Genomic DNA, 23705 nt, shown 5'->3' with positions numbered 1-23705 from the left:
TCGAATAGCGTCAGCCCCCATGGACGCTGACGTCATTGTTGTGGGGGCGGGCCTGGCCGGACTGGTCGCCGCCGGCGAGGGACACCACGGAAGCTATCCGACGTCCACCGGGCACCGTAAGACCGCACTTCTCGGGGGGTCACGCGGCGTCGGTCAGGTTGTAGGCCGTGGCCGGCCCGTCCGCCCCGATTCAGGACCCTCGGCTCAATCGGTCTTCAAACGCACTGTGCCGAAGGTGGATTCGGGGTGCACAGATGAGCTGAATGCTTTCGCCGGACCAGGGCCGAGTCAACAGCGCCATCCGGCTCGACGGGAGCCGTCGTGACGCCACATGAAATGCTATGAGCCACAACGTTGTCCGAACCAGCCACCGTCACTCTGTAGACGTCTTGCTCCCCGATGCTGGTGATCTCTACGACTTTGACCCAGAAGACGTCGTTGTTGGTCAGGTCGTGCAACGTTCGATCGTCGAGGATCGCAGCGGCACGATGAAGCCGGCCTCGGCTCGGCGAGTGCTTCCACATTGTCGACCCGCAAAACTTGGTGTCCATGGCCTCTGCGAAGGCACGGTGAGTCATTCGTCGATCGGTCAGCGCTTGCCGTACGCGGTCCCAAACTACACGCGGAACCGTGTCGACGTTGTCGTTGCTCTTGACTTGGGCGAGGTTAGTGAGCGCCTCACGCACGGCGAAGAACTTCTCCCCGTGCACGTCGACCGTGCGGAGGAACCGGGTCTGGTTCGCGACGCCGTAGACACGCAGATGCCAGGAATCCCGGTAACCCGCCTTCGAAGCACGGTAGAGCCGCGACGATATGCCGAGGCGCAGCAGTAACTGCCTTACGTCGTCGGCAAGACGCCGACTTGTCGAGGCGTAGTAGATCTGCGCTAGCCCTTGCTTCGCGTCCCAAATGACGCATCCATCGGTCGACCACAGATGTCGCAAGAACAGCGCGACTTGATCGTTCAGTCCGGCGAAGACTGGTGCCGGCACGAACTTGTCATAGCTGCGTTTTCCGAACAGGCCCAGACCGTCGAGCCACGCCGCGATCGGGTTCCGCTTGCCGTGCGTCAGATGGTACGGCGCAGGCAGTCTCAGCGTGGTGACCCGGGCCGCTGCGTAGTCATCGCGCTTCGCGGTGACACCAAAGTGCTTGGCCGCGTTGGTGACTGCTCTGAGATTCGCTTCATCGATACTGGCGTAGCGGATCGGCTGGTTCTTGACGCATGAGCCATCGCCGATCATGTGGGCCAGCAAGACGACCTCATCGTTTGCCATGCGTTGCGTGCGAAAAGGCTCGGGCACGCGGCGCGGAACCGCCAGTCGGTCGCCAACTTCCAGATCCGCGAGCCGCATCCATCCGTCAAGCGTCATGAACGCGCAGTCGGCGGTCACGTCCAATTCTCGGCCAGACGCCAGCCGTAGCGTGAACGCCTCCTGACGTCCGGCGGAAGCCACGTCGGTCACCGACCGCGCCACCAGCCGCTTGCGCCGATCGAGCGCCCACACAAGCGGCCGCTCGCCGGTTCGGCGCAGTTCCTCGCACGTCACTTCGGCGCCGTTGTCGGCCCGCAGAATTCGCGCGCTACCGACCAGACCCGACGACGACGACATGGGTCAATGCGCCATGTTCGTGAAGCGCGATAGATGTAGCTGGTGTGCCACCGTGATCGTCTTGGTTGGACCGTTGCGATGCTTTGCTATGATGAGGTCCGCCTCGCCGCCGCGGGGGTCATCTCGTTCGAAGGCATCGGGTCGATGCAGGAGAATCACCATGTCACTATCCTGCTCGATACTCCCCGACTCGCGTAGATCAGCTAACATTGGCTTCTTGTCAGTTCTTTGCTCAGGCCCGCGATTCAGCTGACTCATGGCCACCACCGGGACTTCAAGTTCCTTTGCTAGCAGCTTGATCTGCCTAGAGAATTCCGACACTTCCTGCTGGCGAGACTCGACCTTCTTGCCCGACGTCATCAGCTGCAGGTAGTCGATGACGATCAACCGCAAATCCGACTTCTGGGCGAGCCGCCGCGACTTGGCCCGGATCTCCATCATGGTCAGGTTGGGCGAATCGTCGATGTACAGCGGCGCCTCGCTGATCTCGCTCATGCGACGGGCCAGTCGGGTCCAGTCGTCGTCGCTCATCCGGCCCGACCGCATGTCGGCCAGCTTGATCTTGGCCTCGGCCGACAGCAGCCGCATGACGATCTCGGCCTTGCTCATCTCGAGCGAGAACACGATGCTCGTATGCCGGTTCTTGATAGAGCACGACCGCAGGAAGTCCAGTCCGAGTGTCGAATTGTGCGTCGGCACCATGCCTTCGCCTGCGAGGTAGAGGTGCGACTCGTTGTCGACCTGGACGCAGCGCACCGGGACGGTCCCGACGCGACGTACCCACGCCACGTACACCGGCGGCGCAAGCAACGCGGTCCGACCGGCCGAGCCGACCGAAGCACTCGCCCGGATGAGCCGGTCTGAACCGCTACGCAACTGAGCCGTCGTACGGATGCCCGACTCCGTGGGCCACTGATGATCGGCGTCCGCGACGATGATCGTCCCGTCCGAGAACTCCACTTCGAAGCACGGCCTGCCGAGCATGACCTCGGTGGCGGCCACGACGCGCGTCGGCAGCCCGTCGGCACCGACCAGATCATCACCGACCTGAACCTCGCCCATCGTGGTCCAGCCCGTGGGCGTGGGCAGCGGCGTGTCGAGCGCCAACGCCTTGCCCATACCGGGCCTGGCGGCCACGACGATCATCTGGCCGGGGTGCAGGCCGTTGGTGCATTCATCGAGATCGGTGAAACCGGTTGGCACGCCGCGCGCGATACCGCCCTGGGACGCGATGGCGTCGATCTCGTCCATGGTGGGCTGCAGCAGCTGCTCCAGCGGAACGAAATCCTCGGTGGTGCGGCCTTCAGTGACGTTGTAGATCTCGGACTGGGCCCGGTCGACCACCTGAGCCACGTCGGCCCCCTCGGCGCCCGCGTACCCGTACTGCACGACGCGGGTGCCGGCCTCCACGAGGCGGCGCAGCAGCGACTTCTCCGCCACGATGCCCGCGTAGTACCCGGCGTTAGCCGCAGTCGGCACCGTCGAGATCAACGTGTGCAGATAGGGCGCTCCGCCGACTCGCTTCAGCAGGCCCCGACGGTCCAGCTCCGCGGACACCGTGACCGCGTCGGCCGGCTCGCCGCGGGAGTACAGATCGAGGATGGCATCGTAGACACTCTGGTGGGCGGGACGGTAGAAGTCGCCGGGGCGTAGCCGCTCCAACACGTCGGCGATGGCGTCCTTGCTCAGCAGCATGCCTCCGAGCACGGACTGCTCGGCAGCCATGTCCTGCGGTGGCTGACGTCCGTAATCCTCGCTGGGCTGCGAGGCCTCCATGTCCGAACGGCCAAGGTCGTCTACGACAGCCACGAAGCGCTCCACCTCCCCCGGGGTCACCGTCGAACATCCATTCGACTCCGTCACCGCGACAGTAAATCAAGCCACCGACGTCCACTCCATCAAGGACGTTGGCGCTGGCCTGAGCCCACTGCCCGGTGCGGCTCCGACGGCTCACGCTAGACGTTGCTAGAACCCGCGCAAAGCGACCCTGTGGATGAACTCGTGCATGGCGTGTGCATAGCCGTGGTCGCCCATGTTGAGTCGCTGGGGACAACTTGTGGAGCAATTGCCCCACAGAATCCATCCCTGCAGATAAGGGCACCACAGGTGGCCTATGGAACTGTGGATGTGAATTGCCTCGGCGTGTCGGCCGGGGTTGCCGTCTCGGGCGTGTTGTGTTGCGCCGTTGCAGCGCCCAGGTTAACGGCTCGTTATGTTCGCTGGGTAGTGAACAGAGAGCAAAGTTCGCCAGCAGAAACGACAAGGCCCGGGCGAGGATCGATCAAGCCCCTCACCCGGGCACTTCTAAATTGTCGTCGGCGTTCGAGTTACTCCGCTTCGACGCTCAGCGACACCGCGACGTTCACGTCGGGATGCAGCCGCACGGTGATCGGATGCGTCCCGATCGACTTGATGTGCGCCTTGGGCAGCACCACGGTCCGCTTGTCCAGATTGGGCCCGCCGGCCTTCTTGATGGCCGCGACGACATCGGCAGCGGTGACCGAGCCGAACAGCTTGCCGCTGTCCCCTGCGGTGTGCGCAGGCAGCTTCACGGGACCGAGGGCCGTGATGGCCGTCTCGAGTTCCTTGGCGTGCTCGAGCCCGCGGACGGACTTGGTGTCCCTGGCACGACGAATCTCGTCGGCCTGACGCTCGGCTCCGCGGGACGCGGCGATGGCCAGTCCGCGGGGCAGCAGGTAGTTGCGGCCGTAGCCGTCCTTGACCTCGACGGTGTCGCCAGCCGAGCCCAGGTGTTCCACCTCAGTAGTGAGAATCAGCTTCATGTCTGTCTCCTCTACCGCGTCGCCGCGCTGAACGGCAGCAGCGCCACTTCGCGGGCGTTCTTGACCGCGATCGCGATGTCACGCTGATGCTGCACGCAGTTACCGGTCACCCGGCGGGCACGGATCTTGCCGCGCTCGCTGATGTAGGTGCGCAGCAGCTGCGTGTCCTTGTAGTCGATGGTCTGCAGCTTGCCCTTCTTAGAGCAGAACACGCACTTGCGGGCCTTGATCGGCTTCTCGGGAGCCGGGCGCCTCTTCGTTGTCTTGGGCATTGCTTTCTTGCCTATCTCTTCCTTGATTCGCTAAGGGATTCGCTAAAGGGTCTTGTCAGAACGGCGGTTCTTCGTCGGCACCGCTGAACGAACCGGACGCTGGGGCACTGCCCCACGGATCGTCCTTGGGCGCCTCGCTGCTGGCCGCCGGACGGGCACTGCCGCCACCTCCGCCACCACCGAAGCCGCCGCCGCCTCCACCACTGCGGCTGGCCTTGTTCACCTTGGCCGTCGCATACCGCAGGGAGGGACCGATTTCGTCCACCTCGAGCTCGACGACGGTGCGCTTCTCACCTTCGCGGGTCTCGAACGAACGCTGCTTGAGCCGCCCGGTCACGATCACCCGCGAGCCGCGAGTGAGGCTCTCGGTGACGTTCTCGGCCGCTTCGCGCCAGATGTTGCATCGAAGGAACAGCGCTTCGCCGTCCTTCCACTCGTTCGTTTGACGATCGAACGTGCGCGGCGTCGACGCGACGGTGAAGTTCGCGACGGCTGCACCCGACGGGGTGAAGCGAAGCTCCGGGTCGGCGGTCAGGTTTCCGACGACGGTGAGGATGGTGTCACCAGCCACGGGGTCCTCCTGCAGATTGGGCGGCGTGCTTGAACTAGCGGTCGCAGGCGAGCCTACGGAACACCGCTGACGCGCACGTGCGGTTGACGACTAGTGCTTGTCTGTCCGCATGACCTTGGTCCGCAGCACGGACTCGTTCAGGTTGAGCTGGCGATCCAGCTCGGACACCGTGGCCGGTTCGGCCTTCACGTCGACGATGGCGTAGATGCCCTCGCCGTGCTTGGCGATCTCGTAGGCCAGGCGGCGCCTGCCCCAGATGTCGACCTTGTCGACAGATCCGCCGTCCTTGCGGATGACGTTGAGGAACGTCTCCAAAGACGGGGCTACTGTCCGCTCATCGAGCGTGGGGTCAAGGATGACCATGATTTCGTATGGACGCATAAGGAACCCATCACCTCCTATGGTCGTGTGCGGCCACGGCGTATCCGTGGCAGGAGGGTCGCCTGCGTCGGCAACCGGGCTAGGTTACAGGAAAGAGCGCTGACCAGAGAAATCGGCGATGGGGCGCCCTGCGCGCTCGTCGTGCACCGAGTGGGAATCACGCGTCGAGCATGACGTCCTTCGGCTGTTCTGACAGCAAATGCCCAGGCTGCTCCTGGCGGGGGCGGCGCCAACCGATGCGCAACCATGACGGCGGGGCATCGGGGGCCCCCTCGAATGGACCACCCGACGGGTCGTCGACCCGCCCATGATCGCGGACCAGATCCAGGTCGGGGCGATAGATCTGACGGATCACCAACGCGCACAACGCCATCACCGCGAGGTCCCGCAGCAGCACCGTCGTGGTGAACGCCTGCTCGGGCAATCCCATGTTCTGTTCACCGTGCAGGAACATCATGCGCGGCACCCAAACCAGTGCGTCAATCGTCATCCACGCCAACAGGATCCGACGGTGCGGAAGTGCGAGCGCCGCCAGCGGCACCAGCCAGAGCGAGTACTGCGGACTCCACACCTTGTTGGTGAGTAGGAACGCCGCGACCACCAGGAACGCCAACTGCGCCAGCCGTGGCCGCTGCTTCGCCGTCAGCCCGATGTAAACGATTGCGATACAACAGATTATGAAGAGCGCAGCGGAGACCGCGTTGAGCATCGACGGCGGTTCCCAGAACCCAAGCGCCGGATCGAATCCACTCCAACCCGTGAACGACTTCACCACGTTGTACAGCGAGTCCATGTCGTCGCCACGACGTGTGTTCAGGACGAAGAACTCCGCCCAACCCCTTGGGAACATGACCATGACCGGCAGATTGACCACCAGCCACGTCGCCACCGCGGCGAGCGCTGACTTGCCGACGTCGCGCAGTCGACCGGTGCGCAGCCCCAGGATCAGCAGCGGGATGAACAACAGCAGCGGGTACAACTTCAAGGCCACGCCGACGCCGATCAACGCGCCAGCCAGCACCGGCCGCCGCCGCGCCCAGGCCAGCATCGCCCCAGCGGCGCACGCCGTCGCCAACGCGTCGAAGTTGGTGAACGCGTGGAAGATCAGCACCGGCGAGGCAGCCACGACGGCCGCATCCCACATGCGTCGCCCGGCCAACTGCGCCGTCGCCCACACCGTCACCAGCCACGCCAACGCGAGCCCGAACGCCGCGATGTTGAAGAACATCACCACCTCGGCGACCACGGGCACCGCCGCCACCACCTTCGTCACCGCGGTGTAGGTCTTGGCCAACGCCATCGACACGTACTGGTAGACGCCGGTGAGCACCGGATACTCCATGTAGCGGATCGCCGTGCTGCCGTCGTACTGCGTGCGCGGGACACCCTTGGCGTCCTTTTCCACCCAACTCGACTTGTACGGAAACTTCCCAAGGTTCAGCATCTCCGCCGTGTACAGCGGCATGGTGTCGGAGTAGCAGAGTTCGTAGTAGGCCCGGTTGTTCTCCCAGACCGCCACGCGTTGGTCGGGTGCACCGGTGCCCTTGGACTGCAGGCAGGCTGCCTTGGTGGTGTAGCCGAGTGCCAGGAAGATCAGCGCGATCACCAGCATCACCCGCAACGGCGTGAAGAAGCGCTGGCGTCCGATCAGCGCGTGTCGGCCGACTGGTCCGCCGATGACGTTGGAAAGCGCCCGTCCGATGACGTCGGTCCGGCTGGGCAGGTCGCGCTCGTCGTCGCTGCGCAGATCACGGGCCAGCGGAGCGGGCGATTCGGCTTCGGTCACCGGTGAATCCGTCGCCTGATCCAGGTCCTCCGGGGTCACGGCGGCGGAGGCGGGGCGGTGACGGTTTCGGGTACCGGTGGTGGCGCCCCGGCCCCTTGCTCACCGGGTGGCGGCGCGGGCGTCAGCGTCACCGTCGTCGGCGGACCGAACGGGATGGTGATTCCCGGCCCGAGTTCGATAGTCGGTTGGATCACCGTCTCCGCCGGCGGAGGCGGCGCAACGGGCGGAGGCGGCGGGGCCTGCGGCACACCGGCATAGCCACCGATCTCCGTTGGCTTCGGGAACGTTTCGTTGTCGGTGCCCTTCAGGGCGCCGTCCATCGTGGACTTCCAGATGTTGGACGGCAGGCCCGACCCGTACACCGGCCCGCCCGACTTGTTGACCAGTGGCTTGGTGCCCTGCGTGGTGCCGACCCAGACCGCCGTCGACAGCGACGGCGTGTATCCGACCATCCAGGCGTCGCGGTTGGCTCCGGTGTCGCCGAGCTGGTTGGTGCCCGTCTTGGCCGCGGAAGCCCGGCCGCCGGCCAGGTTGTGCCCGTTGGACCAGCCGGCGATGGGTTGCATTGCGGCGGAGACGTTGTCGGCCACCGCCTTTGGAATCTTCTGCTCCCCGGTGTTGTCCTGCTGCGACGCGTCGAACAGGACCTGACCGTCGGAGCTCACGACCTTCTGCACGAGATGCGGTCGGTGATATACGCCCGAGGCGGCCAGTGTGGCGTAGGCGGACGCCATGTCGAGCACCCGGGTCTGGTACTGCCCCAACACAACCCCGTTGTAGGGCGGCCCGCCCTTGCCGTCCTCGGAGAGCGTGTGCTCGACGCCGGGGAAGCTTTCAGCGATGCCGGCCTGGTGCGCGGCGTCCGCGACGTCCTGTGGGCCGTGCTTCAGCTTGAGCATCAGCCGGTAGTAGCTGGTGTTCAGCGAGCGCTTCAACGCCTCCGCGATCGAGCAGGTGCCACACCCTTCGCCCTCGACGTTGGTGATCGTGACGCCGTTCTCCGTGACCGGCGAACTGTCGACCTGGTAGCCGAGTCCGATGCCCTGCTCCAACGCGGCCACCAGTGCGAACACCTTGAACGACGAACCCGTCGGCAACCCGGCCTGCGCGAAGTCGAAGCCGTTGGCGTCGGTGCCTCCGTAGTAGGCCTTGATGCCTCCGGTCTTCGGGTCGACAGAGACGACCGCCGACCTCATGTCAGCATCCTGGCCGTCGAGGTTCTTGGCGACGGCGTCCTCGGCGGCCTGCTGGGCCTCCGGGTCGATGGTCGTCGTGATCTGCAGTCCCTCGGTGTTCAGCTGCTGCTCGTTGATGTTGAACAGGTCAAGCAGTTCCTTGGTGACCTGGCGTTCGATGAGGCCGTTCGGTCCTGTCGTCTGGTCCTGATTGCGAGCCTGATCGGGTGGCACGGTCGGCGGAAAGACTTGCGCCGCACGGTCGGCCGGCGAAAGCGCCCCGATTGTGACCATGCCGTCGAGCACCCAGTTCCACCGCTCGGCGGACGCTTCGGGGTCGACGGCCGGGTCCAGTCCCGACGGGCGCTGGATGAGCGCGGCCAGCAGCGCCCCCTCGGCGACGTTGAGTTGGTCCACGGGCTTGCCGAAGTAGGACTTCGACGCCGCAGAGATGCCGTAGGCGCCGCGGCCGAAGTAGATGATGTTGAGGTAGGACTCCATCACCTGGTCCTTGGACCACTCGCGCGACATCTTGGTGGAGATGACGAGTTCCTTGGCCTTGCGCACGAGCCCGCCAAGCCCGGAGCGCGCGTCGCCGACCAACGCGTTCTTCACGTACTGCTGCGTGATGGTCGACCCGCCCTGCAGGTCGCCTCCGACGAGATTGTTCTTGAACGCGCGGAAGAAGCCCTTGAACGAGAACCCGGGATTGGTATAGAAGTCGCGATCCTCGGCGGCCATCACCGCGTCCCGCACGTGCTGCGGGATCTTGTCGATGCCGACGTCGACCCGGTTGCCTTCCGGTGGAACGATTTTCGCCATCTCGCTGCCGTCGCTGGCAAGGATGGTCGAGACCTGGTTGGTCCGGATGTCGCCGGGCTTGGGGATGTCGACGATGAAGTACGCCATCGCGAACGTGATGATCGGCAGCAACAGGCAGGCTGCGAGCCCCGCGTAGGCGCTGCGGCGCACCCACTTCCAGTTGATCTTCCTCGGCGGCTGGGCAGGTTTCCCGGGCGGACCGCCGGGTGGGCCGCCGCGGGGCGGGGGTCCGCCGGGCGGCCTGGGTGGCGGCGTCCCGTCGAGCGCCGCCTTGACGATGTCGATCGGGTCGCGCATCCCGTCGCTCGGCAGCGGTGGAACCGGGGGCAACAGCATGGTCCGGCGGTCATCGGCCGGCACCGCAGGATCGGGCCGTCGAGGGGGCAGGGCCTGGGTCACGCGGTCATCGGCGGCCGACGGTGACGGCCTGTTTGGCGCCGCCCCAGCCTGGTCAACCGCGGGCCCCTGCGGGGCATCACTGGGTGACCTGCTGTGGCGCCCTTCGCTATTCACTGGCCGTGCGCGCGCCGGTGCGCGCAGGCTGGGTGCCCTTCGTGCGCGCCGCTCCCTTTCGAGGGGCAGGCGCGCCGAGCACATATGACTTGACCAGATGATTCCAGCTGCAGGTGCGGCAGACCTCGACGACGTGCACCTTGAACTCGTCGAAGCGAGCGGCCAGCATCACGAGTTCCTCGGTATTGCGGGCCGAGCCCGAAGCAGCGCCCAAGCTGTCGCCGAACACCCACGACACCAGCGTGAGCTGCTCCTTGCGGCAGATAGGGCACATCACCTTGCTCGGCCGACCGTGGAACTTCGCCGCCCTCAGCAGATACGGATTGGCGTCGCACACTTCGGAGACACCGGTCCGGCCCGAGTAGACCTCAGCCAGCAGGGACCGCCGCTTGAGCGCGTAGTCCACCACCTGTCGCTGCAATCGCACGTTGACCAGAGTACGTCGGCACCCTGGCGGCGGAGGTGCGACGGGGCCAGCTCGACCACGGCGCGCCTTTCAGTTCGCCATCTGGTCTGCGGTGATGGCCGGTGAACTCCTACGATCAGCGCGTGGCGACGCGGCAGACGGCAGGGACACGGGCCAAGGACGACGACCGCACGAGGACGTGCCAGATTCTCGACGGTGCGCTTGGTGACGGTCAGCTGTCGATGGAAGAGCACCGCCAGCGCGTGGCGGCAGCGACGACCGCCGCCACGCTCGGCGACCTCCAATCGCTCGTCGGCGACCTACAGACCGAGCAGGCCCTGCCCGAGTTGAAGAAGGAGTCGCGGCTACGCGCCGACGGCACGAAGCGGGCCTGGGGGATTCCGCTTGCGGTGACGGCGGTGCTGGTCGTGCTGGGCATTGCAATCGGATGGGGGCTCTACGGCAACTCCACGTCGCCGCTGGACTTCACGACCGATCCCGGGGCGAAGCCCGACGGCGTCGTACCCGTCGTGGTCACGCCTCCGAAGGAACTGCAGTCGCTCGGCGGGCTGAGCGGACTGTTCGCGCAGATGCGCACGAAGTTCGGCGACACCACCGGCTACTCCCTGTCGATCAACCCCGACGACGCCTACCTGCAACGGACCGACCCCCGCGACGACCGGCGGGTGCTGAACTACCGCTACCAGGGCGGCTGGGGTGATCCGTCCGAGGGCACGAAGAGCGACGGTCAACGCGTCGTCGACCTGTCCAATTTCGAGTGGCCCAAGGTCATGGGGTTGGTGAAGGGCGCGCCGCAGACCCTCGAAATGGGATCGCAGCGGATCGACGACGTCACCATCAACATCGACCCGTCACGGGACCCGTTGACCCCTGACGCGGTCAACATCCGGATTGCCGTGGACGGCGAGTTCGGCAACGGAACCCTGGAGTTGGCTCCCGACGGCGCCATCAAGTCCATCACCCCCGTGAAGACTTCCTGACCTGCAGCGACGCCCAAAAGCCGCGCGGAACCCGTGGCGCCGATGTAACGTCGTATATATCGGTGCGATACAGTTGGCCGAGGTGTTGAGTCGTCGTAGCGGTTGAGCTACGCGCCGTTCAGGAGGTGATTCGAATGCTGGAACTCGCGGTACTGGGCCTTCTGCTCGAATCACCGATGCACGGGTACGAACTTCGCAAACGGCTCACCGGACTACTCGGTGCGTTCCGCGCCTTTTCGTACGGCTCGCTGTACCCCGCGCTGCGCCGCATGCAGGCCGACGGACTCATCGTCGAGGACGCCGCCCCGCTCGGCAGCACGAAGGTGCGCCGCGCCCGCCGCGTCTACCAGCTGTCCGACGCGGGCAAGCAACGGTTCGCCGAGTTGGTCGCCGACACCGGCCCACAGAACTACACCGACGACGGGTTCGGGGTTCACCTGGCCTTCTTCAACCGCACGCCGGCCGAAGCCCGGATGCGGATTCTCGAGGGGCGCCGTCGTCAAGTGGAGGAACGTCGCGAGAGCTTGCGTGAAGCCGTCGCACGGGCCAGTAGCTCGTTCGACCGCTACACCAGCCAATTGCATCAACTTGGCTTGGAATCCAGCGAGCGCGAAGTCAAGTGGCTAAACGATTTGATCGCGGCTGAACGCGTGGCGCAGGGACGCGCCGAAAACCAGCCCTGAGCAGCACCCGACAACAGCACCGAAGTAATCAGTGGAAGAAGGAGACAGTCTCATGTCCGAAAACACGTCGAACGACGTCCGGGTCGCCATTGTCGGTGTCGGGAACTGCGCGTCCTCCCTGGTGCAGGGTGTGCAGTACTACCTCGACGCCGACGAGAACTCGACCGTCCCCGGCCTGATGCACGTCAAGCTCGGCCGGTATCACGTGCGGGACGTCAAGTTCGTCGCCGCGTTCGACGTGGACGCCAAGAAGGTCGGCTTCGACCTTTCCGAGGCCATCTTCGCCTCCGAGAACAACACCATCAAGATCGCCGACGTGCCGCCCACCAATGTCACCGTGCAGCGCGGACCGACGCTTGACGGCATCGGCAAGTACTACTCCGAGACCATCGAGATCTCCGACGTCGAGGCCGTCGACGTCGTCAAGGCGCTCAAGGACGCGAAGGTCGACGTCATGGTGTCCTACCTTCCGGTGGGCTCCGAAGAGGCCGACAAGTTCTATGCGCAGTGCGCCATCGACGCCGGGGTCGCGTTCGTCAACGCGCTGCCCGTGTTCATCGCCTCCGACCCGGTGTGGGCCAAGAAGTTCGAAGACGCCGGCGTCCCGATCGTCGGCGACGACATCAAGAGCCAGGTCGGCGCCACCATCACCCACCGCGTGATGGCCAAGCTTTTCGAGGACCGCGGCGTGCAGCTCGACCGCACGATGCAGCTGAACGTCGGTGGCAACATGGACTTCCTGAACATGCTCGAGCGCTCGCGGCTGGAGTCCAAGAAGATCTCCAAGACCCAGGCCGTCACGTCGAACCTGCAGAAGGAATTCAACGCCAAGGACGTGCACATCGGTCCGTCCGATCACGTCGGCTGGCTCGACGACCGCAAGTGGGCCTACGTCCGCCTCGAGGGTCGCGCCTTCGGTGACGTGCCGCTGAACCTTGAGTACAAGCTCGAGGTCTGGGACTCGCCGAACTCCGCAGGAGTCATCATCGACGCGGTCCGTGCCGCGAAGATCGCGTTGGACCGTGGCATCGGTGGACCGGTCGAGGCCGCTTCGGCGTACTTGATGAAGAGCCCGCCCAAGCAGCTGGCCGACGACATCGCGCGCACGCAGCTGGAAACCTTCATCGAGGGCTAATCACCACCGCTTCTTACGTTGAGGTAGCACTGACGGCGAGGGTTACTCGAACTTCCTCGCCGCCAGTGCTATCTCAACGCGTTGTACCCAAGGGCGCCCCTGCGATCGCATGTGAATTTCCGCGAGTTTGTAGGGTCGTGTCATGGTGCAGATCTCCGACGACGAACTTTCGGGCCTCGACGAATTCGCGCTGCTTCGCGAGAACGCCGAACAGCTTGGCGTGACGGGCCCGCTGCCCGCCGTCGAGCGGATCGAGTCCGGCGACGTCAGCGCACTCAAGTGGGGAACTGCGTCACCCCAGGTGGTGTTCCTGCACGGCGGCGGCCAGAACGCCCACACCTGGGACACCGTCATCCTTGGCCTCGGCCTACCAGCGCTGGCCGTCGACCTGCCCGGACACGGCCGTTCCGCGTGGCGCGAGGACGGCGACTACGGCCCGAAGCTCGCGGCCGAGAAGGTGCTACCCGTGCTGCACGAGTACGCACCTAACTTGCGGCTGCTCGTCGGCATGTCACTCGGAGGACTGACGGCGCTGCGCATCGCCGCCACCGAGCCCGCCCTGGTGCCCGAACTCGTGCTCGTCGACGTGACACCGTCGGCCCCGGAGCGCCACGAGGAAATGACCAAGGCGCAGATGGGCACGGTCGCGCTGGTGCAGGGTGACCGAACGTTCGCCACGTTCCAGGACATGCTCGACGTGACGGTAGCGGCCGCGCCACACCGCGACCGGAACTCATTGCGGCGCGGCGTCTTCCACAATTCCAAGCAACTCGACGACGGTGCCTGGACGTGGCGCTACGACTCGTTCCGCAAGGGCGAGGGGTTCGAGAATCTGTGGGACGACGTGCCGTCGATCACCATGCCGACCACGCTGATCCGCGGGGCCAACTCGTTCTTCGTCAACGATGAGGACGCCGCAGCGTTCGCCAAGGGTGCGCCGGGGTTCAAGCGCACGCACGTCGTCGCCGACTCCGGCCACTCCGTGCAGGGCGACCAACCGGCCGCACTGGTCGAGCTGCTGCGTGGCGTGCTCGGGGGCTGAACTTTTGGTTCGTGGGGCTTACGGGTAACCCACTTCCATGACCGCCCCCACCGAACCGGCCGAGCCGCTGACCCCCGCTGAAACTCCCGAGCGCCTGACACCCGCGGAGACGCCCGAGCGCCTGACACCCACCGAGCCACCCGAGCGGCTAGCCCCGGCGGACTGATTCCCGTTCGTGCCTGAGCCTCAGCGCCGTGTCATTACCGTGGACGGCATGAGTTTCCCAACACGCATCGGCGTCCAGCTTCAACCGCAGCACTCACCCAACTACGGCCACATCCGCGACGCCGTCCGGCGCTGTGAGGACATCGGTGTGGACGTCGCGTTCAACTGGGACCACTTCTACCCGCTGTACGGCGATCCCGACGGCGCCCACTACGAATGCTGGACCATGCTCGGCGCGTGGGCCGAACAGACGTCGCGCATCGAGATCGGCGCGCTGGTGACCTGCAACTCCTACCGCAATCCGGAACTGCTGGCCGACATGGCCCGCACCGTCGACAACATCTCAGACGGGCGGCTGATCCTCGGCATCGGCTCGGGTTGGAAGGACAAGGACTACGTCGAGTACGGCTACGAGTTCGGCACCGTCGGTAGCAGACTCGATGACCTTGCCGTGTCGATGCCCCGCATCGTGTCGCGGTTGGCGAAGCTCAACCCCGCCCCGCTACGCGACATCCCGATCCTGATCGGCGGACAGGGCGAGCGCAAGACGCTGCGGCTGGTCGCCGAGTACGCCACCATGTGGCACGGCTTCACGACTGCCGAGACCTACCCCGGCAAAGCCACGGTGCTCGACCAGCACTGTGCCGATCTTGGCCGCGATCCCTCGACCATCGAGCGGTCGGCCGGCGTGGAGAACAACAGTGGTGTGGCGCGCGGCGAGGGTAAGGCGGCCTTGCTCGCCAATGCCGAAGCGCTCGTCGGACTCGGCGTCAGCCTGCTGACCGTCGGAGTCAACGGCCCCGACTACGACCTGAGCAACGCCGAAGCCCTTTGCCGATGGCGTGACGAGCGCGCGGGCGGCTAGCTCGAATCGGAGGATCGCGTCGAAATTTGTGAAAACCGTGAGAGACTCCTCCCCGGCATGCCCAAGAACTACGGTGTCAAAGAGAAGGACCAGGTCGTCTCGCACGTCGTGAACCTGGTCCTGACTGGCAAGCTGCGGTCCGGAGATCGGTTGGACCGCAACGAGATCGCGGAGCAGCTGGGACTGAGCCGAAATCCCGTGCAGGAGGCCGTGATCCAGCTCGAGCACGTTGGCGTGCTCACCACGCGTTACCACCGGGGCGCCTACGTCGCACGATTCGACGAGAGCGTGGTGCTCGAACACCATGAGTTGTACGGAGTGCTGAACGGCACGGCGTCGGCCCATGCGGCTGCCAATCCCACGCCGAAGTTGCTCGAGGACCTCGATATTCAGCTGAAGGGCTTGCGCAGCAGCGCCGGTACGCGGGTCTTTCCCGAACACGCCAGGCGCTTCCGCAAGAAGATCAACGACGCGCACGCAGGCCCCCGGCTGAGCGCCGCCATCCGCGCATCTCAGATCTTCATGCCACCGGCCGTCTGGTCGACCTACCAGGACAACCACCGCGAACTGCTTCAGTACTACGAAGATGAGTTCGCGGCGCTCCGCGATCGCGATCCGGATGGCGCGCGCGCGGCGTGCACCGGCCGCTCCGAGGTGATGGGCCGGATCATGCTCGCCGAGTTGGTCCGCCGCCGGGTGCTTGGTCCCGGCTCGAACACGCATGCGCTGCCGAACACACTCTGAATGAGCGCAATGCTTCGACGCGGCCGCGGCGACCGATACGTTGCCAGGATGACGCGGTTACTCAAGGCTGCCGTGACCACGCTGGTGGCCCTGTTGGTCGTCACGCTCGGTTGGGCCCCGCCGGCAGGCGCCGACAACGACCAGTGCGCGCCGCCCGGCGTGCAGAGCGCGAGCGCGCTACCGACCAACCTCGCATCGGCGGCGAAGGGTCCTGGCGAAGACAAGTACACGACCCCGGGTGTCCAACCGCTGAGTTCGGTGAAGCTCGACACGCTCAGCCTCGGCACCCCCGGGGTGCTCACCGTCGGCACGCTGTCGGACGCCCCACCGAGCATCTGCATCAACGCCGCAGGTCAGTTCACGGGCTTCGACAACGAACTGTTGCGGGCGATCGCCGACAAGCTCGGGCTGAAGATCAACTTCGTCGGCACCGACTTCTCCGGTCTGCTCGCACAGGTGGCGGCCCGCCGTTTCGACGTCGGCTCGTCGTCCATCACCACCACCGACGCCCGGCGCCGCACGGTCGGCTTCACCAACGGCTATGACTTCGGTTACTTCTCGCTGGTCGTCCCTCCCGGCTCACCGATCACCGGCTTCGACAAGCTGGCCCCCGGGCAGCGCATCGGCGTGGTGCAGGGCACGGTGCAGGAGGCCTACGTCGTCGACACCCTGCATCTCGACCCGGTGAAGTTCCCCGACTACAACACCGTCTACGCCAGCCTGAAGACGCGCCAGATCGACGCCTGGGTGGCGCCGTCGCAGCAGGCGGTCGGCACCGTGAAGTCGGGCGACGCCGCGCAGATCGTCGAAAACACCTTCAGCCTCGACAACTTCGTCGCCTACGCGGTCGCGAACGAGAACAAGCCGCTCATCGACGCGCTGAACTCCGGGCTCGACGCCGTGATCGCCGACGGAACGTGGGCGAAGTTGTACTCCGACTGGGTGCCGCGTGCACTACCGCCCGGCTGGAAGCCCGGCAGCAAGGCCGCACCCGCGCCGGTGCTTCCCGACTTCGCGGCGATCGCCGCAAGCAAGGAACCCGGGGCCGACAACTCGGCCGTCGCACCGAAATCGGTACTGCGACAACTGAAGGACTCGTTCCTCGACTGGGGGCTCTACAAGAAGGCCATCCCCGACCTGTTCAAGACGGGCCTGCCGAACACGCTGATCCTGACCGTCAGTGCGAGCGTGATCGGCCTGGTGCTCGGCCTGCTGCTGGCCGTCGCGGGCATCTCCCGGGCCCGCTGGCTGCGCTGGCCGGCCAGGGTCTACACCGACGTCTTCCGCGGACTGCCCGAAGTGGTCATCATCTTGATCATCGGCCTTGGCGTCGGACCGATCGTCGGCGGTCTCACGGGCAACAACCCCTACCCCCTTGGCATCGCGGCACTCGGATTGATGGCGGCGGCCTACATCGGGGAGATCCTGCGCTCCGGCATCCAGAGTGTCGAGGCAGGCCAGCTCGAGGCCTCGCGCGCACTGGGTTTCAGCTATTCGTCGTCGATGCGGCTGGTGGTCGTGCCCCAGGGCATCCGCCGCGTACTGCCTGCTTTGGTCAACCAGTTCATCTCGCTGCTGAAGGCCTCGTCGCTGGTGTACTTCCTCGGCCTGATCGCCAGCCAGCGCGAGCTGTTCCAGGTCGGCCGCGACCTCAACGCGCAGACCGGAAACCTTTCTCCGCTGGTGGCGGCGGGCCTCTTCTACTTGGTGTTGACCATCCCCTTGACGCACCTGGTGAATTACATCGACGCCAGGCTGCGGCGGGGCAGGACGGTCGCCGAGCCGGAGGATCCGTTGGCCCCGACCGCAACCCAGGAGATGAGCTGATGTCCGCACCGTCACAGACGGCTCCGCCCACGCGCATCGAGCCGGTGTCCCTGACTGGCAAGGACATTCACCTGGCGTTCGGAACGAACAAGGTCCTGCGGGGTGTCGACGTAGACGTGCCCGCGGGCGCCACCGTCGCCGTGATCGGGCCGTCCGGTTCCGGTAAGTCGACCCTGTTGCGCGCCTTGAACCGGCTTTACGAACCCGATAGCGGCGACATTCTGCTCGACGGGCGATCGGTGCTCAAGGACGACCCCGACGAACTTCGGCAGCGCATCGGCATGGTGTTCCAGCAGTTCAACCTCTTCCCCCACAAGAGCGTGCTCGACAACGTCACGCTCGGGCCTCGCAAGCTGAAGAAGCTCTCCGCCGATGAGGCCCGCGAACTCGCGCTCGCGCAGTTGGAGCGAGTTGGCCTGCGGCACAAGGCCGATGCGCGTCCCGCCACGCTCTCGGGTGGGCAGCAACAGCGCGTCGCCATCGCTCGCGCGCTCGCCATGTCACCCCAGCTGATGTTCTTCGACGAGGCGACCTCGGCCCTCGATCCCGAACTGGTTAAGGGCATCCTGGCGCTCATCGCCGAGCTCAAGGCCGACGGGATGACCATGGTCGTCGTCACCCACGAGATGGGCTTCGCCCGGTCGACGTCGGACACCGTGGTCTTCATGGATCGCGGGCAGGTGGTGGAGTCGGGTCCGCCGCAGCACATCTTCGAGGCGGCCGAAACCGAGCGACTCCAGCGATTCCTTTCACAGGTGCTATAAACCCGACGCATTCAGCTTCTGGCAGGCGCCGACAGGTTAGACTGCCAAACTATGGTCGAAACCGAGCCACAGGTCACCGAGCTCGCAGGCGAGCTCCAACAGGTGCTCTCCAAGCTCTTTTCGGTACTGCGGCGCACCGACGCCAATCGCAACGCTCCCGAGGGCGGCGCTGACCTGACGCTGGCTCAGCTGTCGATCCTGTTGACCCTGCTCGACCAGGGCCCGATCCGGATGACCGAGCTCGCGGCCCATGAACGCGTCCGGACGCCCACCACCACGGTCGCCATCCGCAGACTCGAGAAGCTGGGCCTGGTCAAGCGGTCCCGCGACCCTTCCGACCTGCGTGCGGTGCTCGTCGACGTGACCCCGCGGGGTCTGGTCCAACACCGCGAGGCGCTCGCGACCCGTCGGGCCGCGCTGGCCGCGATGCTCAGCCATCTGACCATCGAGGAGCGCGACACCCTGGCGAAGGCCTTGGCGCCGCTGGCTCGACTGGCCGAGCAAACTCAGAGCTAGTCCGGCGGCTTCTGCTATTCCACCGCCTCCGGCGGCACTGCCCGCCGAAGCACGTTCGCGGCGTGCCGCATCAGCGCGGCGTCGACGAGCTTGCCCTCCCGACCCACGGCCCCGATGCCCTCAGCCTCCGCGCGCCGGTAGTCAGCGACGATGGCGCGAGCCTCGGAAAGTTCCTCCGCCGTCGGCGTGAAGACCTCGTGAGCGATGGGCACCTGATCGGGGTGGATGGCCCACTTGCCGTCGAAGCCCAGCTGACTCGCGTGCGTCGCCGCCCGTCGGTAACCCGCTCCGTCCTGGTAACTGGGGTACGGCGCATCGATCGCGGCGACGCCCGCCGCGCGGGCCGCCGCCAACACCTGAACACGCACGGCATGCCAGTAGTCGCCCGGATAGTCCCCGACCGGCTGGAAGTTTCCGTCCACCCGGCCGCGCAACGACGCCGAGAGGTCACCCGCGCCGAAGATGATGGCCTCGAGGCGAGGGCTCGAGCGCGCAATCTCTTGCGCATTCAGCAGCCCCTCGGCCTCCTCGATCAGCGCTTCCAGCGCGATCGGGCGCGTCAAGCCCAGCTGGGTCTCCAGCTGAGTGAGCAATACGTCGACCCACCAGACCTCGCGTGCGCTAAGCGCTTTCGGGATGATGATGACGTCCAGTGCGTCGCGGGCTCCGGTGACCACTTCGACGATGTCACCGTGGCACCATGGCGTGTCGAGGCCGTTGATCCGGATCGCCCGGATGGTGTCGCCCCAGTCCAGTTCAGTCAGCGCGGCTACTGCGGTGGCGCGCGCGGACTCCTTGACCGCCGGGGCACACGCATCCTCGAGGTCGAGGAACACCAGGTCGGCGCCCGCCTTCGCGGCCACTTCGCACATGTGCTCGTTGCTCGCCGGGGTCGCGAGTTCGCTTCTGCGCGGACGACTTCGGGTCATAACCATCCTTAAATGGTGCCTGCGGCACGGAGTTCGGCAAGCCGGTCAGCACTCAGGCCAAGTAGCTCGGAGTACACGGTGTCGTTGTCCGCGCCGAGTGGGCGCCCGAGATGCTTGGTGCGGCCGGGCGTTTCGCTCAACTTCGCGACGGTGCCCTGTACGGTCGCCGCGCCAAGCTCCGGATCCTCGAACTTCTTCCAAGTGCCTCGTGCGCGTAGGTGCTCGTCGCCCATCAGTTGCTGCGCATCGTAGATCGGTGCGGCCGCAACGTCTCCGGCCAGAAATACCTTCATCGCATGCTCAAGCGTATGCGCGCCGATCCAGGCCGCCACCAACGCGTCGATCTCGTCGGCCCGCTCCTGGCGCGGGATCGGGTCGACGTACTCCGGGCGCTCCGCGAGGTCGGGTCTGTCGATGGCGCGATACACCCTGGCCGCCACGCTGGAGGACGCACTCGAGATGGCGATCCAGCGATCGTCAGACGTTCGGTAAGCGTTGCGCGGTGCGCTGGCGTCGGCGCGATTTCCGGTGCGGCCCTGCACTTGCCCGAGCTGGTCGTAGGCCAGAGTGGCCTGTTCGACGAGCCGGGCCAGTGGTTCGATCAAGCTGATGTCGACGAGTTGCCCTGGGGCGCAGTGGACGTCGCGATGATAGAGCGCCGTCATGACGGCGTGGGTGGCGTACTGGGCGGCGACACCGTCCGCGAGCATGAACGGTGGCAGCGTCGGCGGCCCACCCGCCTGCCCGGTGACGTGCGCGAAACCGCTCATGGCTTCGGCCAAGGTGCCGAAGCCCGGCCGGTCGCTCGCGGGCCCGTCCGCGCCGTAGCCGGTCACGTGCAGCATGACCAGTCGCGGATGCCGCGCGTGCACGGAGTCATAGTCCAAGCCCCACCGCGCGAGCGTGCTCGGTCGGGTGTTGATCACGAACACATCGCTCTCGGCGAGCAATCCGTGGAGCAGTTCCCTGCCCTCGGGCCGGCGCATGTCGAGCGTGACGCATTTCTTGTTGCGGCTCACGCTCTTCCACACCAACCCGATGCCTTCGCGGCGAGCCCCCCAGGTGCGCAGCGGGTCACCGACACCGGGTTGCTCCACCTTGATCACCTCGGCGCCGTACTCCCCGAGGTTGGTGGCGACCAGCGGCCCCGCGGCGAGTGTGGCGGCGTCCACGACCCGCAGTCCGCTGAGCGCGCTCACACCGCCGGTTCGGCGACCATGTCGAAGAACGCGGCGCCCGAATCCGGAATCCTGTTCTGGTGGAAGACGTTCACCGCGTACGACACCAGGATGAAGGAGTACAACAGGTGCAGCAGCCTGGTGGCGTCCGCAGGCAGCGCGTTGATGTTCAGCCCGTCGAGATAGGCGATGGCCTCCTCCGCGCGGGGAGCGACCGCGTCGTAGAACACGACGAGGTCGTCGAACGGACGGTCCAGGCGTGCGGCATACCGTTCCTTGCGGGTGGCCAGCGCCCAGTCCCCGACGTACGGTTCGAGCTCCGAGAAGCCCTCGGGCAGTGAGTGTTCGGTGGTCACTTGGGCTCTCCCGACTGGTAAGCGGCGACGGTTTCGCGGATGACGGAGTGGAACTGCCGGATGAGCAACTCCTGGTCGCTCAGGAAGAACGTGTCCTGCGCCCGCGTCTTCAGGGCCGAGTGCGTGGCCTCGATGGTGTTGACGTCCTGCATCGCGAACTCGATCGTGCTGTCCACCACCAGTTCCTGCGCCAGCCGTTCGTGCGCATTGGCCGGCGGAACGAAGTAGATGTCGATCTCGTAGATGTGCGTGTCGACCGTCTCCGGCCAGTAGGTGTAGGTGATGTAGAAGTTGCGCGCCCACATCTGGATCGAGATGTTCGGGAACACCCAGAATTGGTCGTTACCCCACGACGCGATGTCACCACGGTTCAGGAACTCCGGCAGCGGGCCGATGTCCGGGACGTCGTCGGGTCCGAAGAGGCCCGCCCTGAACAGCCGGTACACCCACTTCTGCTCCTGGCGCGCCGCCCCGGCATTCCCCGGCTCCCGCGGCTTGAGCTGCGGTGGTCCGGGGACCGACGTGAGCATGTGCGGTTTGAACAAGTCGTAGTGATAGGAGTCGATGGGCGGCACCAACTGCTCGGCCTTGGCGACGTCGGGGTCGATGAATCGTCCGTGCACATACGGCGGGTGATACCACTCGCACACCGAGTCGACCGCGAGCTTCCAGTTGCCCTTGATGCGGGTGGAGAAGCCGTACCGCTGCGTCATGAGGTGGAACGGGTACTTCTCTATTTCGAGCAGGCCCTCGCCGAGGAAGGAGCGCAGCGGCTCCGGATCCTTGGCCAGGTTGACGAAGATGAACCCGGCCCACTCGTCACAGTGCACCGGCGGCATCTGCAGCTTGCTCTTGTCGAGGTGGAAGAACTCGCCCTCGTTCGTGATGTGGCTGACGCCGCCGTCGAGGCCGTACCGCCAACCGTGGTACTTGCAGGAGAACTGGCGGCAGGTGCCCGAGAGCTCTTCGGCCGGATGCTCCTGCCACACCACCTTGTTGCCGCGGTGCGCGCACACGTTGTGGAACGCATACACGCTGTCGTCGAGCCCACGGGTAACCACGATCGAGGCCAGTCCGCCCGGGAGTTCACGGGTGAAGAAGGAACCCTTCTTCGGCAACCGCTCGCTGCGGCCGATGCACAACCAGTTCTGCTCGAACACCGCCTTGCGCTCGGCGACGAAGAACTCCTCGGAGATGGAGTCCTCGTAGTTCACCGGGCCGGTGCCCAGCTCGGGGTACTCGGGCGTGTACTTGCCACGCCCGGTGGCGAGCTTCTGTTGGATACTCGTCATTGCTTGGCTCCCTTGTCTGTGAGTTGTCCGTTGCTCCAGGGTTGTTGGTCCCACGGCCGGTCGAGTGGCTCCATTTCGCCGCCGAAGGGGAAGAACGCCCGCTGCGCATAGGTCTCACGGCCGAGGCCGTGTCCGAGTTCGTTGACGAACGCGCGCTTGAGCGGGTTGGTGAACAGCTGGCGGGTGTACCGCAGCGTCAGCGGCGGTCGCTTGACTAGTTCGCGCGCGTGTTCCCAGGCGCGATCGAGCAGCTGGTCCTTCGGGAGCACCTCGTTGACCACGCCCCACTCCTTGGCCTCCTGAGCACTGACCTTCTGGCCGGTGAGCAGGAAGTAACGGGCCCGGTTGTGCCCAGCCAGGACGCTCCAGATGACGTGCTGGCCGTCACCGGGCACTTGGCCGCGCGGGAAGTGCGAGGCGTCCTGGAAGTAGGCGTCCTCGGAGGCCAGCACGATGTCGGCCATGATCGGCACCTCGGAGTGCATGTTGCAGGGCCCGTTCACAGCGCTGATCATCGGCACGTCGACGTCGAGCACGTTGAAGATCAAATGTCGCGCGTACCAAGCCTTCTCGTCGAGCTTGTTCAGCCCACGGGTATCGGGCATGGCCTGGTAGATGGGCACCTCAGGCGGTTCGCCGTTGGGCAGAAGCCCCCAGTTGGCGTTGTAGTTCTCGCCGGTGCCGGTGTGGATCAGCACCTTGATCTCGCGGTCACCCGCGATGTCGGCGAACGCGTCCGACATCTCGTCGTGTGCCTTCCAACTCCACACCAGGCTGTCGCCGTCGGTGTGGCACTGCATGAACAGAATGCCGTCCTCGGTGAGTTCGAATTTGTAGTTGGCATAGCTGTTTTGGTATTCGGTGAACCTCGATCGCTTGGCCATGG

General features: G+C 65.7%; 23 protein-coding genes and 1 pseudogene. 10 read left to right on the top strand and 14 right to left on the bottom strand.

Annotation, left to right across the window (positions count from 1 at the left end):
* Positions 1-332: 332 nt before the first annotated feature.
* The 9 genes and pseudogenes from SLQ30_RS33085 to SLQ30_RS04535 all read right to left on the bottom strand — a co-directional run.
* Positions 333-1595 (bottom strand): annotated as a pseudogene (locus SLQ30_RS33085) (LAGLIDADG family homing endonuclease); the annotation flags it as partial.
* A 21-nt stretch (positions 1596-1616) separates the two neighbouring features.
* Complete coding sequence (dnaB, locus tag SLQ30_RS33080; RefSeq protein WP_413467929.1) at positions 1617-3422, bottom strand: replicative DNA helicase; 1806 nt, start codon at positions 3420-3422, stop codon at positions 1617-1619.
* 518 nt (positions 3423-3940) lie between these two features.
* Positions 3941-4396 (bottom strand): 50S ribosomal protein L9, encoded by a 456-nt coding sequence (gene rplI / locus SLQ30_RS04565; RefSeq protein ID WP_319448880.1) that lies wholly within the window; start codon positions 4394-4396, stop codon positions 3941-3943.
* Positions 4397-4407: 11 nt separating this feature from the next.
* The gene (rpsR, locus tag SLQ30_RS04560; RefSeq protein WP_319448881.1) at positions 4408-4668 is read right to left on the bottom strand and encodes a 30S ribosomal protein S18; all 261 of its coding nucleotides are present in this window, start codon (positions 4666-4668) and stop codon (positions 4408-4410) included.
* 55 nt (positions 4669-4723) lie between these two features.
* The gene (locus SLQ30_RS04555; protein WP_319448882.1) at positions 4724-5239 is read right to left on the bottom strand and encodes a single-stranded DNA-binding protein; all 516 of its coding nucleotides are present in this window, start codon (positions 5237-5239) and stop codon (positions 4724-4726) included.
* A gap of 90 nt (positions 5240-5329) precedes the next feature.
* Complete coding sequence (gene rpsF / locus SLQ30_RS04550; protein WP_319448883.1) at positions 5330-5620, bottom strand: 30S ribosomal protein S6; 291 nt, start codon at positions 5618-5620, stop codon at positions 5330-5332.
* Between the two features lie 157 nt (positions 5621-5777).
* Positions 5778-7406, bottom strand: coding sequence for a glycosyltransferase family 87 protein (locus SLQ30_RS04545; protein WP_319448884.1), 1629 nt, complete (start codon positions 7404-7406; stop codon positions 5778-5780).
* Between the two features lie 35 nt (positions 7407-7441).
* A complete protein-coding gene (locus tag SLQ30_RS04540; RefSeq protein WP_319448885.1) occupies positions 7442-9916 on the bottom strand; it encodes a transglycosylase domain-containing protein in 2475 nt (824 codons plus the stop codon).
* Positions 9909-10343, bottom strand: coding sequence for a DUF5318 family protein (locus tag SLQ30_RS04535; RefSeq protein ID WP_319448886.1), 435 nt, complete (start codon positions 10341-10343; stop codon positions 9909-9911). The genes SLQ30_RS04540 and SLQ30_RS04535 overlap by 8 nt, the downstream gene beginning before the upstream one ends.
* A gap of 122 nt (positions 10344-10465) precedes the next feature.
* On the opposite strand from SLQ30_RS04535, the gene SLQ30_RS04530 reads away from it, so the two are divergent.
* From SLQ30_RS04530 to SLQ30_RS04485, 10 genes are all read left to right on the top strand, one after another.
* Positions 10466-11323, top strand: a complete 858-nt coding sequence (locus tag SLQ30_RS04530) for a DUF1707 domain-containing protein (RefSeq protein WP_319448887.1) — start codon at positions 10466-10468, stop codon at positions 11321-11323.
* A gap of 134 nt (positions 11324-11457) precedes the next feature.
* Complete coding sequence (locus SLQ30_RS04525) at positions 11458-12006, top strand: PadR family transcriptional regulator (RefSeq protein WP_319448888.1); 549 nt, start codon at positions 11458-11460, stop codon at positions 12004-12006.
* 52 nt (positions 12007-12058) lie between these two features.
* Entirely contained in the window at positions 12059-13141 is a 1083-nt protein-coding gene (locus SLQ30_RS04520; RefSeq protein WP_319448889.1) for an inositol-3-phosphate synthase, read from the top strand.
* A gap of 142 nt (positions 13142-13283) precedes the next feature.
* Entirely contained in the window at positions 13284-14183 is a 900-nt protein-coding gene (locus SLQ30_RS04515) for an alpha/beta hydrolase (protein WP_319448890.1), read from the top strand.
* A 37-nt stretch (positions 14184-14220) separates the two neighbouring features.
* The gene (locus tag SLQ30_RS04510) at positions 14221-14349 is read left to right on the top strand and encodes a hypothetical protein (RefSeq protein ID WP_319448891.1); all 129 of its coding nucleotides are present in this window, start codon (positions 14221-14223) and stop codon (positions 14347-14349) included.
* A gap of 48 nt (positions 14350-14397) precedes the next feature.
* Positions 14398-15213 carry an LLM class F420-dependent oxidoreductase gene (locus SLQ30_RS04505; protein ID WP_319448892.1) on the top strand — a complete coding sequence of 272 codons (816 nt, stop codon included), beginning with the start codon at positions 14398-14400 and terminating at the stop codon, positions 15211-15213.
* 57 nt (positions 15214-15270) lie between these two features.
* The gene (locus tag SLQ30_RS04500) at positions 15271-15957 is read left to right on the top strand and encodes a GntR family transcriptional regulator (protein ID WP_319448893.1); all 687 of its coding nucleotides are present in this window, start codon (positions 15271-15273) and stop codon (positions 15955-15957) included.
* Positions 15958-16005: 48 nt separating this feature from the next.
* On the top strand, positions 16006-17784 hold the full coding sequence (locus tag SLQ30_RS04495) for an ABC transporter substrate-binding protein/permease (protein ID WP_319448894.1): 1779 nt from the start codon (positions 16006-16008) through the stop codon (positions 17782-17784).
* Positions 17784-18548 (top strand): amino acid ABC transporter ATP-binding protein, encoded by a 765-nt coding sequence (locus SLQ30_RS04490; protein ID WP_319448895.1) that lies wholly within the window; start codon positions 17784-17786, stop codon positions 18546-18548. The genes SLQ30_RS04495 and SLQ30_RS04490 overlap by 1 nt, the downstream gene beginning before the upstream one ends.
* A 51-nt stretch (positions 18549-18599) precedes the next feature.
* Positions 18600-19064: a MarR family winged helix-turn-helix transcriptional regulator gene (locus SLQ30_RS04485; RefSeq protein WP_319448896.1), complete on the top strand. Its 465-nt coding sequence runs from the start codon at positions 18600-18602 to the stop codon at positions 19062-19064.
* Between the two features lie 14 nt (positions 19065-19078).
* Here SLQ30_RS04485 and SLQ30_RS04480 read toward each other — a convergent pair whose 3' ends face one another.
* The 5 genes from SLQ30_RS04480 to SLQ30_RS04460 are packed head-to-tail and all read right to left on the bottom strand — an operon-like array spanning position 19079 to position 23703.
* Positions 19079-19993: a CoA ester lyase gene (locus tag SLQ30_RS04480; RefSeq protein ID WP_319448897.1), complete on the bottom strand. Its 915-nt coding sequence runs from the start codon at positions 19991-19993 to the stop codon at positions 19079-19081.
* A gap of 8 nt (positions 19994-20001) precedes the next feature.
* On the bottom strand, positions 20002-21192 hold the full coding sequence (locus SLQ30_RS04475) for a CoA transferase (protein ID WP_319448898.1): 1191 nt from the start codon (positions 21190-21192) through the stop codon (positions 20002-20004).
* Positions 21189-21527, bottom strand: a complete 339-nt coding sequence (locus SLQ30_RS04470) for a hypothetical protein (protein WP_319448899.1) — start codon at positions 21525-21527, stop codon at positions 21189-21191. The genes SLQ30_RS04475 and SLQ30_RS04470 overlap by 4 nt, the downstream gene beginning before the upstream one ends.
* The gene (locus SLQ30_RS04465) at positions 21524-22819 is read right to left on the bottom strand and encodes an aromatic ring-hydroxylating dioxygenase subunit alpha (RefSeq protein WP_319448900.1); all 1296 of its coding nucleotides are present in this window, start codon (positions 22817-22819) and stop codon (positions 21524-21526) included. The genes SLQ30_RS04470 and SLQ30_RS04465 overlap by 4 nt, the downstream gene beginning before the upstream one ends.
* Positions 22816-23703: an enoyl-CoA hydratase/isomerase family protein gene (locus tag SLQ30_RS04460; protein WP_319448901.1), complete on the bottom strand. Its 888-nt coding sequence runs from the start codon at positions 23701-23703 to the stop codon at positions 22816-22818. Before SLQ30_RS04460 ends, SLQ30_RS04465 begins: the two co-directional genes overlap by 4 nt.
* Between the last annotated feature and the right edge of the window lie 2 nt (positions 23704-23705).

The organism is Mycobacterium sp. RTGN4 (assembly GCF_033804635.1).
Classification (GTDB): Bacteria; Actinomycetota; Actinomycetes; order Mycobacteriales; family Mycobacteriaceae; genus Mycobacterium.
The sequence above is the reverse complement of the archived record's forward strand: the minus strand, read 5'-3'. Positions and strand labels throughout refer to the sequence as shown.

Coding starts and splice junctions, on each gene's coding strand:
- rplI (WP_319448880.1), bottom strand. CDS start 4,396: ATGAAGCTGATTCTCACTACTGAGGTGGAACACCTGGGCTCGGCTGGC.
- SLQ30_RS04490 (WP_319448895.1), top strand. CDS start 17,784: ATGTCCGCACCGTCACAGACGGCTCCGCCCACGCGCATCGAGCCGGTG.
- SLQ30_RS04480 (WP_319448897.1), bottom strand. CDS start 19,993: ATGACCCGAAGTCGTCCGCGCAGAAGCGAACTCGCGACCCCGGCGAGC.
- SLQ30_RS04525 (WP_319448888.1), top strand. CDS start 11,458: ATGCTGGAACTCGCGGTACTGGGCCTTCTGCTCGAATCACCGATGCAC.
- rpsR (WP_319448881.1), bottom strand. CDS start 4,668: ATGCCCAAGACAACGAAGAGGCGCCCGGCTCCCGAGAAGCCGATCAAG.
- SLQ30_RS04515 (WP_319448890.1), top strand. CDS start 13,284: ATGGTGCAGATCTCCGACGACGAACTTTCGGGCCTCGACGAATTCGCG.
- SLQ30_RS04485 (WP_319448896.1), top strand. CDS start 18,600: ATGGTCGAAACCGAGCCACAGGTCACCGAGCTCGCAGGCGAGCTCCAA.
- SLQ30_RS04520 (WP_319448889.1), top strand. CDS start 12,059: ATGTCCGAAAACACGTCGAACGACGTCCGGGTCGCCATTGTCGGTGTC.
- SLQ30_RS04505 (WP_319448892.1), top strand. CDS start 14,398: ATGAGTTTCCCAACACGCATCGGCGTCCAGCTTCAACCGCAGCACTCA.
- SLQ30_RS04465 (WP_319448900.1), bottom strand. CDS start 22,819: ATGACGAGTATCCAACAGAAGCTCGCCACCGGGCGTGGCAAGTACACG.
- SLQ30_RS04460 (WP_319448901.1), bottom strand. CDS start 23,703: ATGGCCAAGCGATCGAGGTTCACCGAATACCAAAACAGCTATGCCAAC.
- SLQ30_RS04495 (WP_319448894.1), top strand. CDS start 16,006: ATGACGCGGTTACTCAAGGCTGCCGTGACCACGCTGGTGGCCCTGTTG.
- rpsF (WP_319448883.1), bottom strand. CDS start 5,620: ATGCGTCCATACGAAATCATGGTCATCCTTGACCCCACGCTCGATGAG.
- SLQ30_RS04510 (WP_319448891.1), top strand. CDS start 14,221: ATGACCGCCCCCACCGAACCGGCCGAGCCGCTGACCCCCGCTGAAACT.
- SLQ30_RS04500 (WP_319448893.1), top strand. CDS start 15,271: ATGCCCAAGAACTACGGTGTCAAAGAGAAGGACCAGGTCGTCTCGCAC.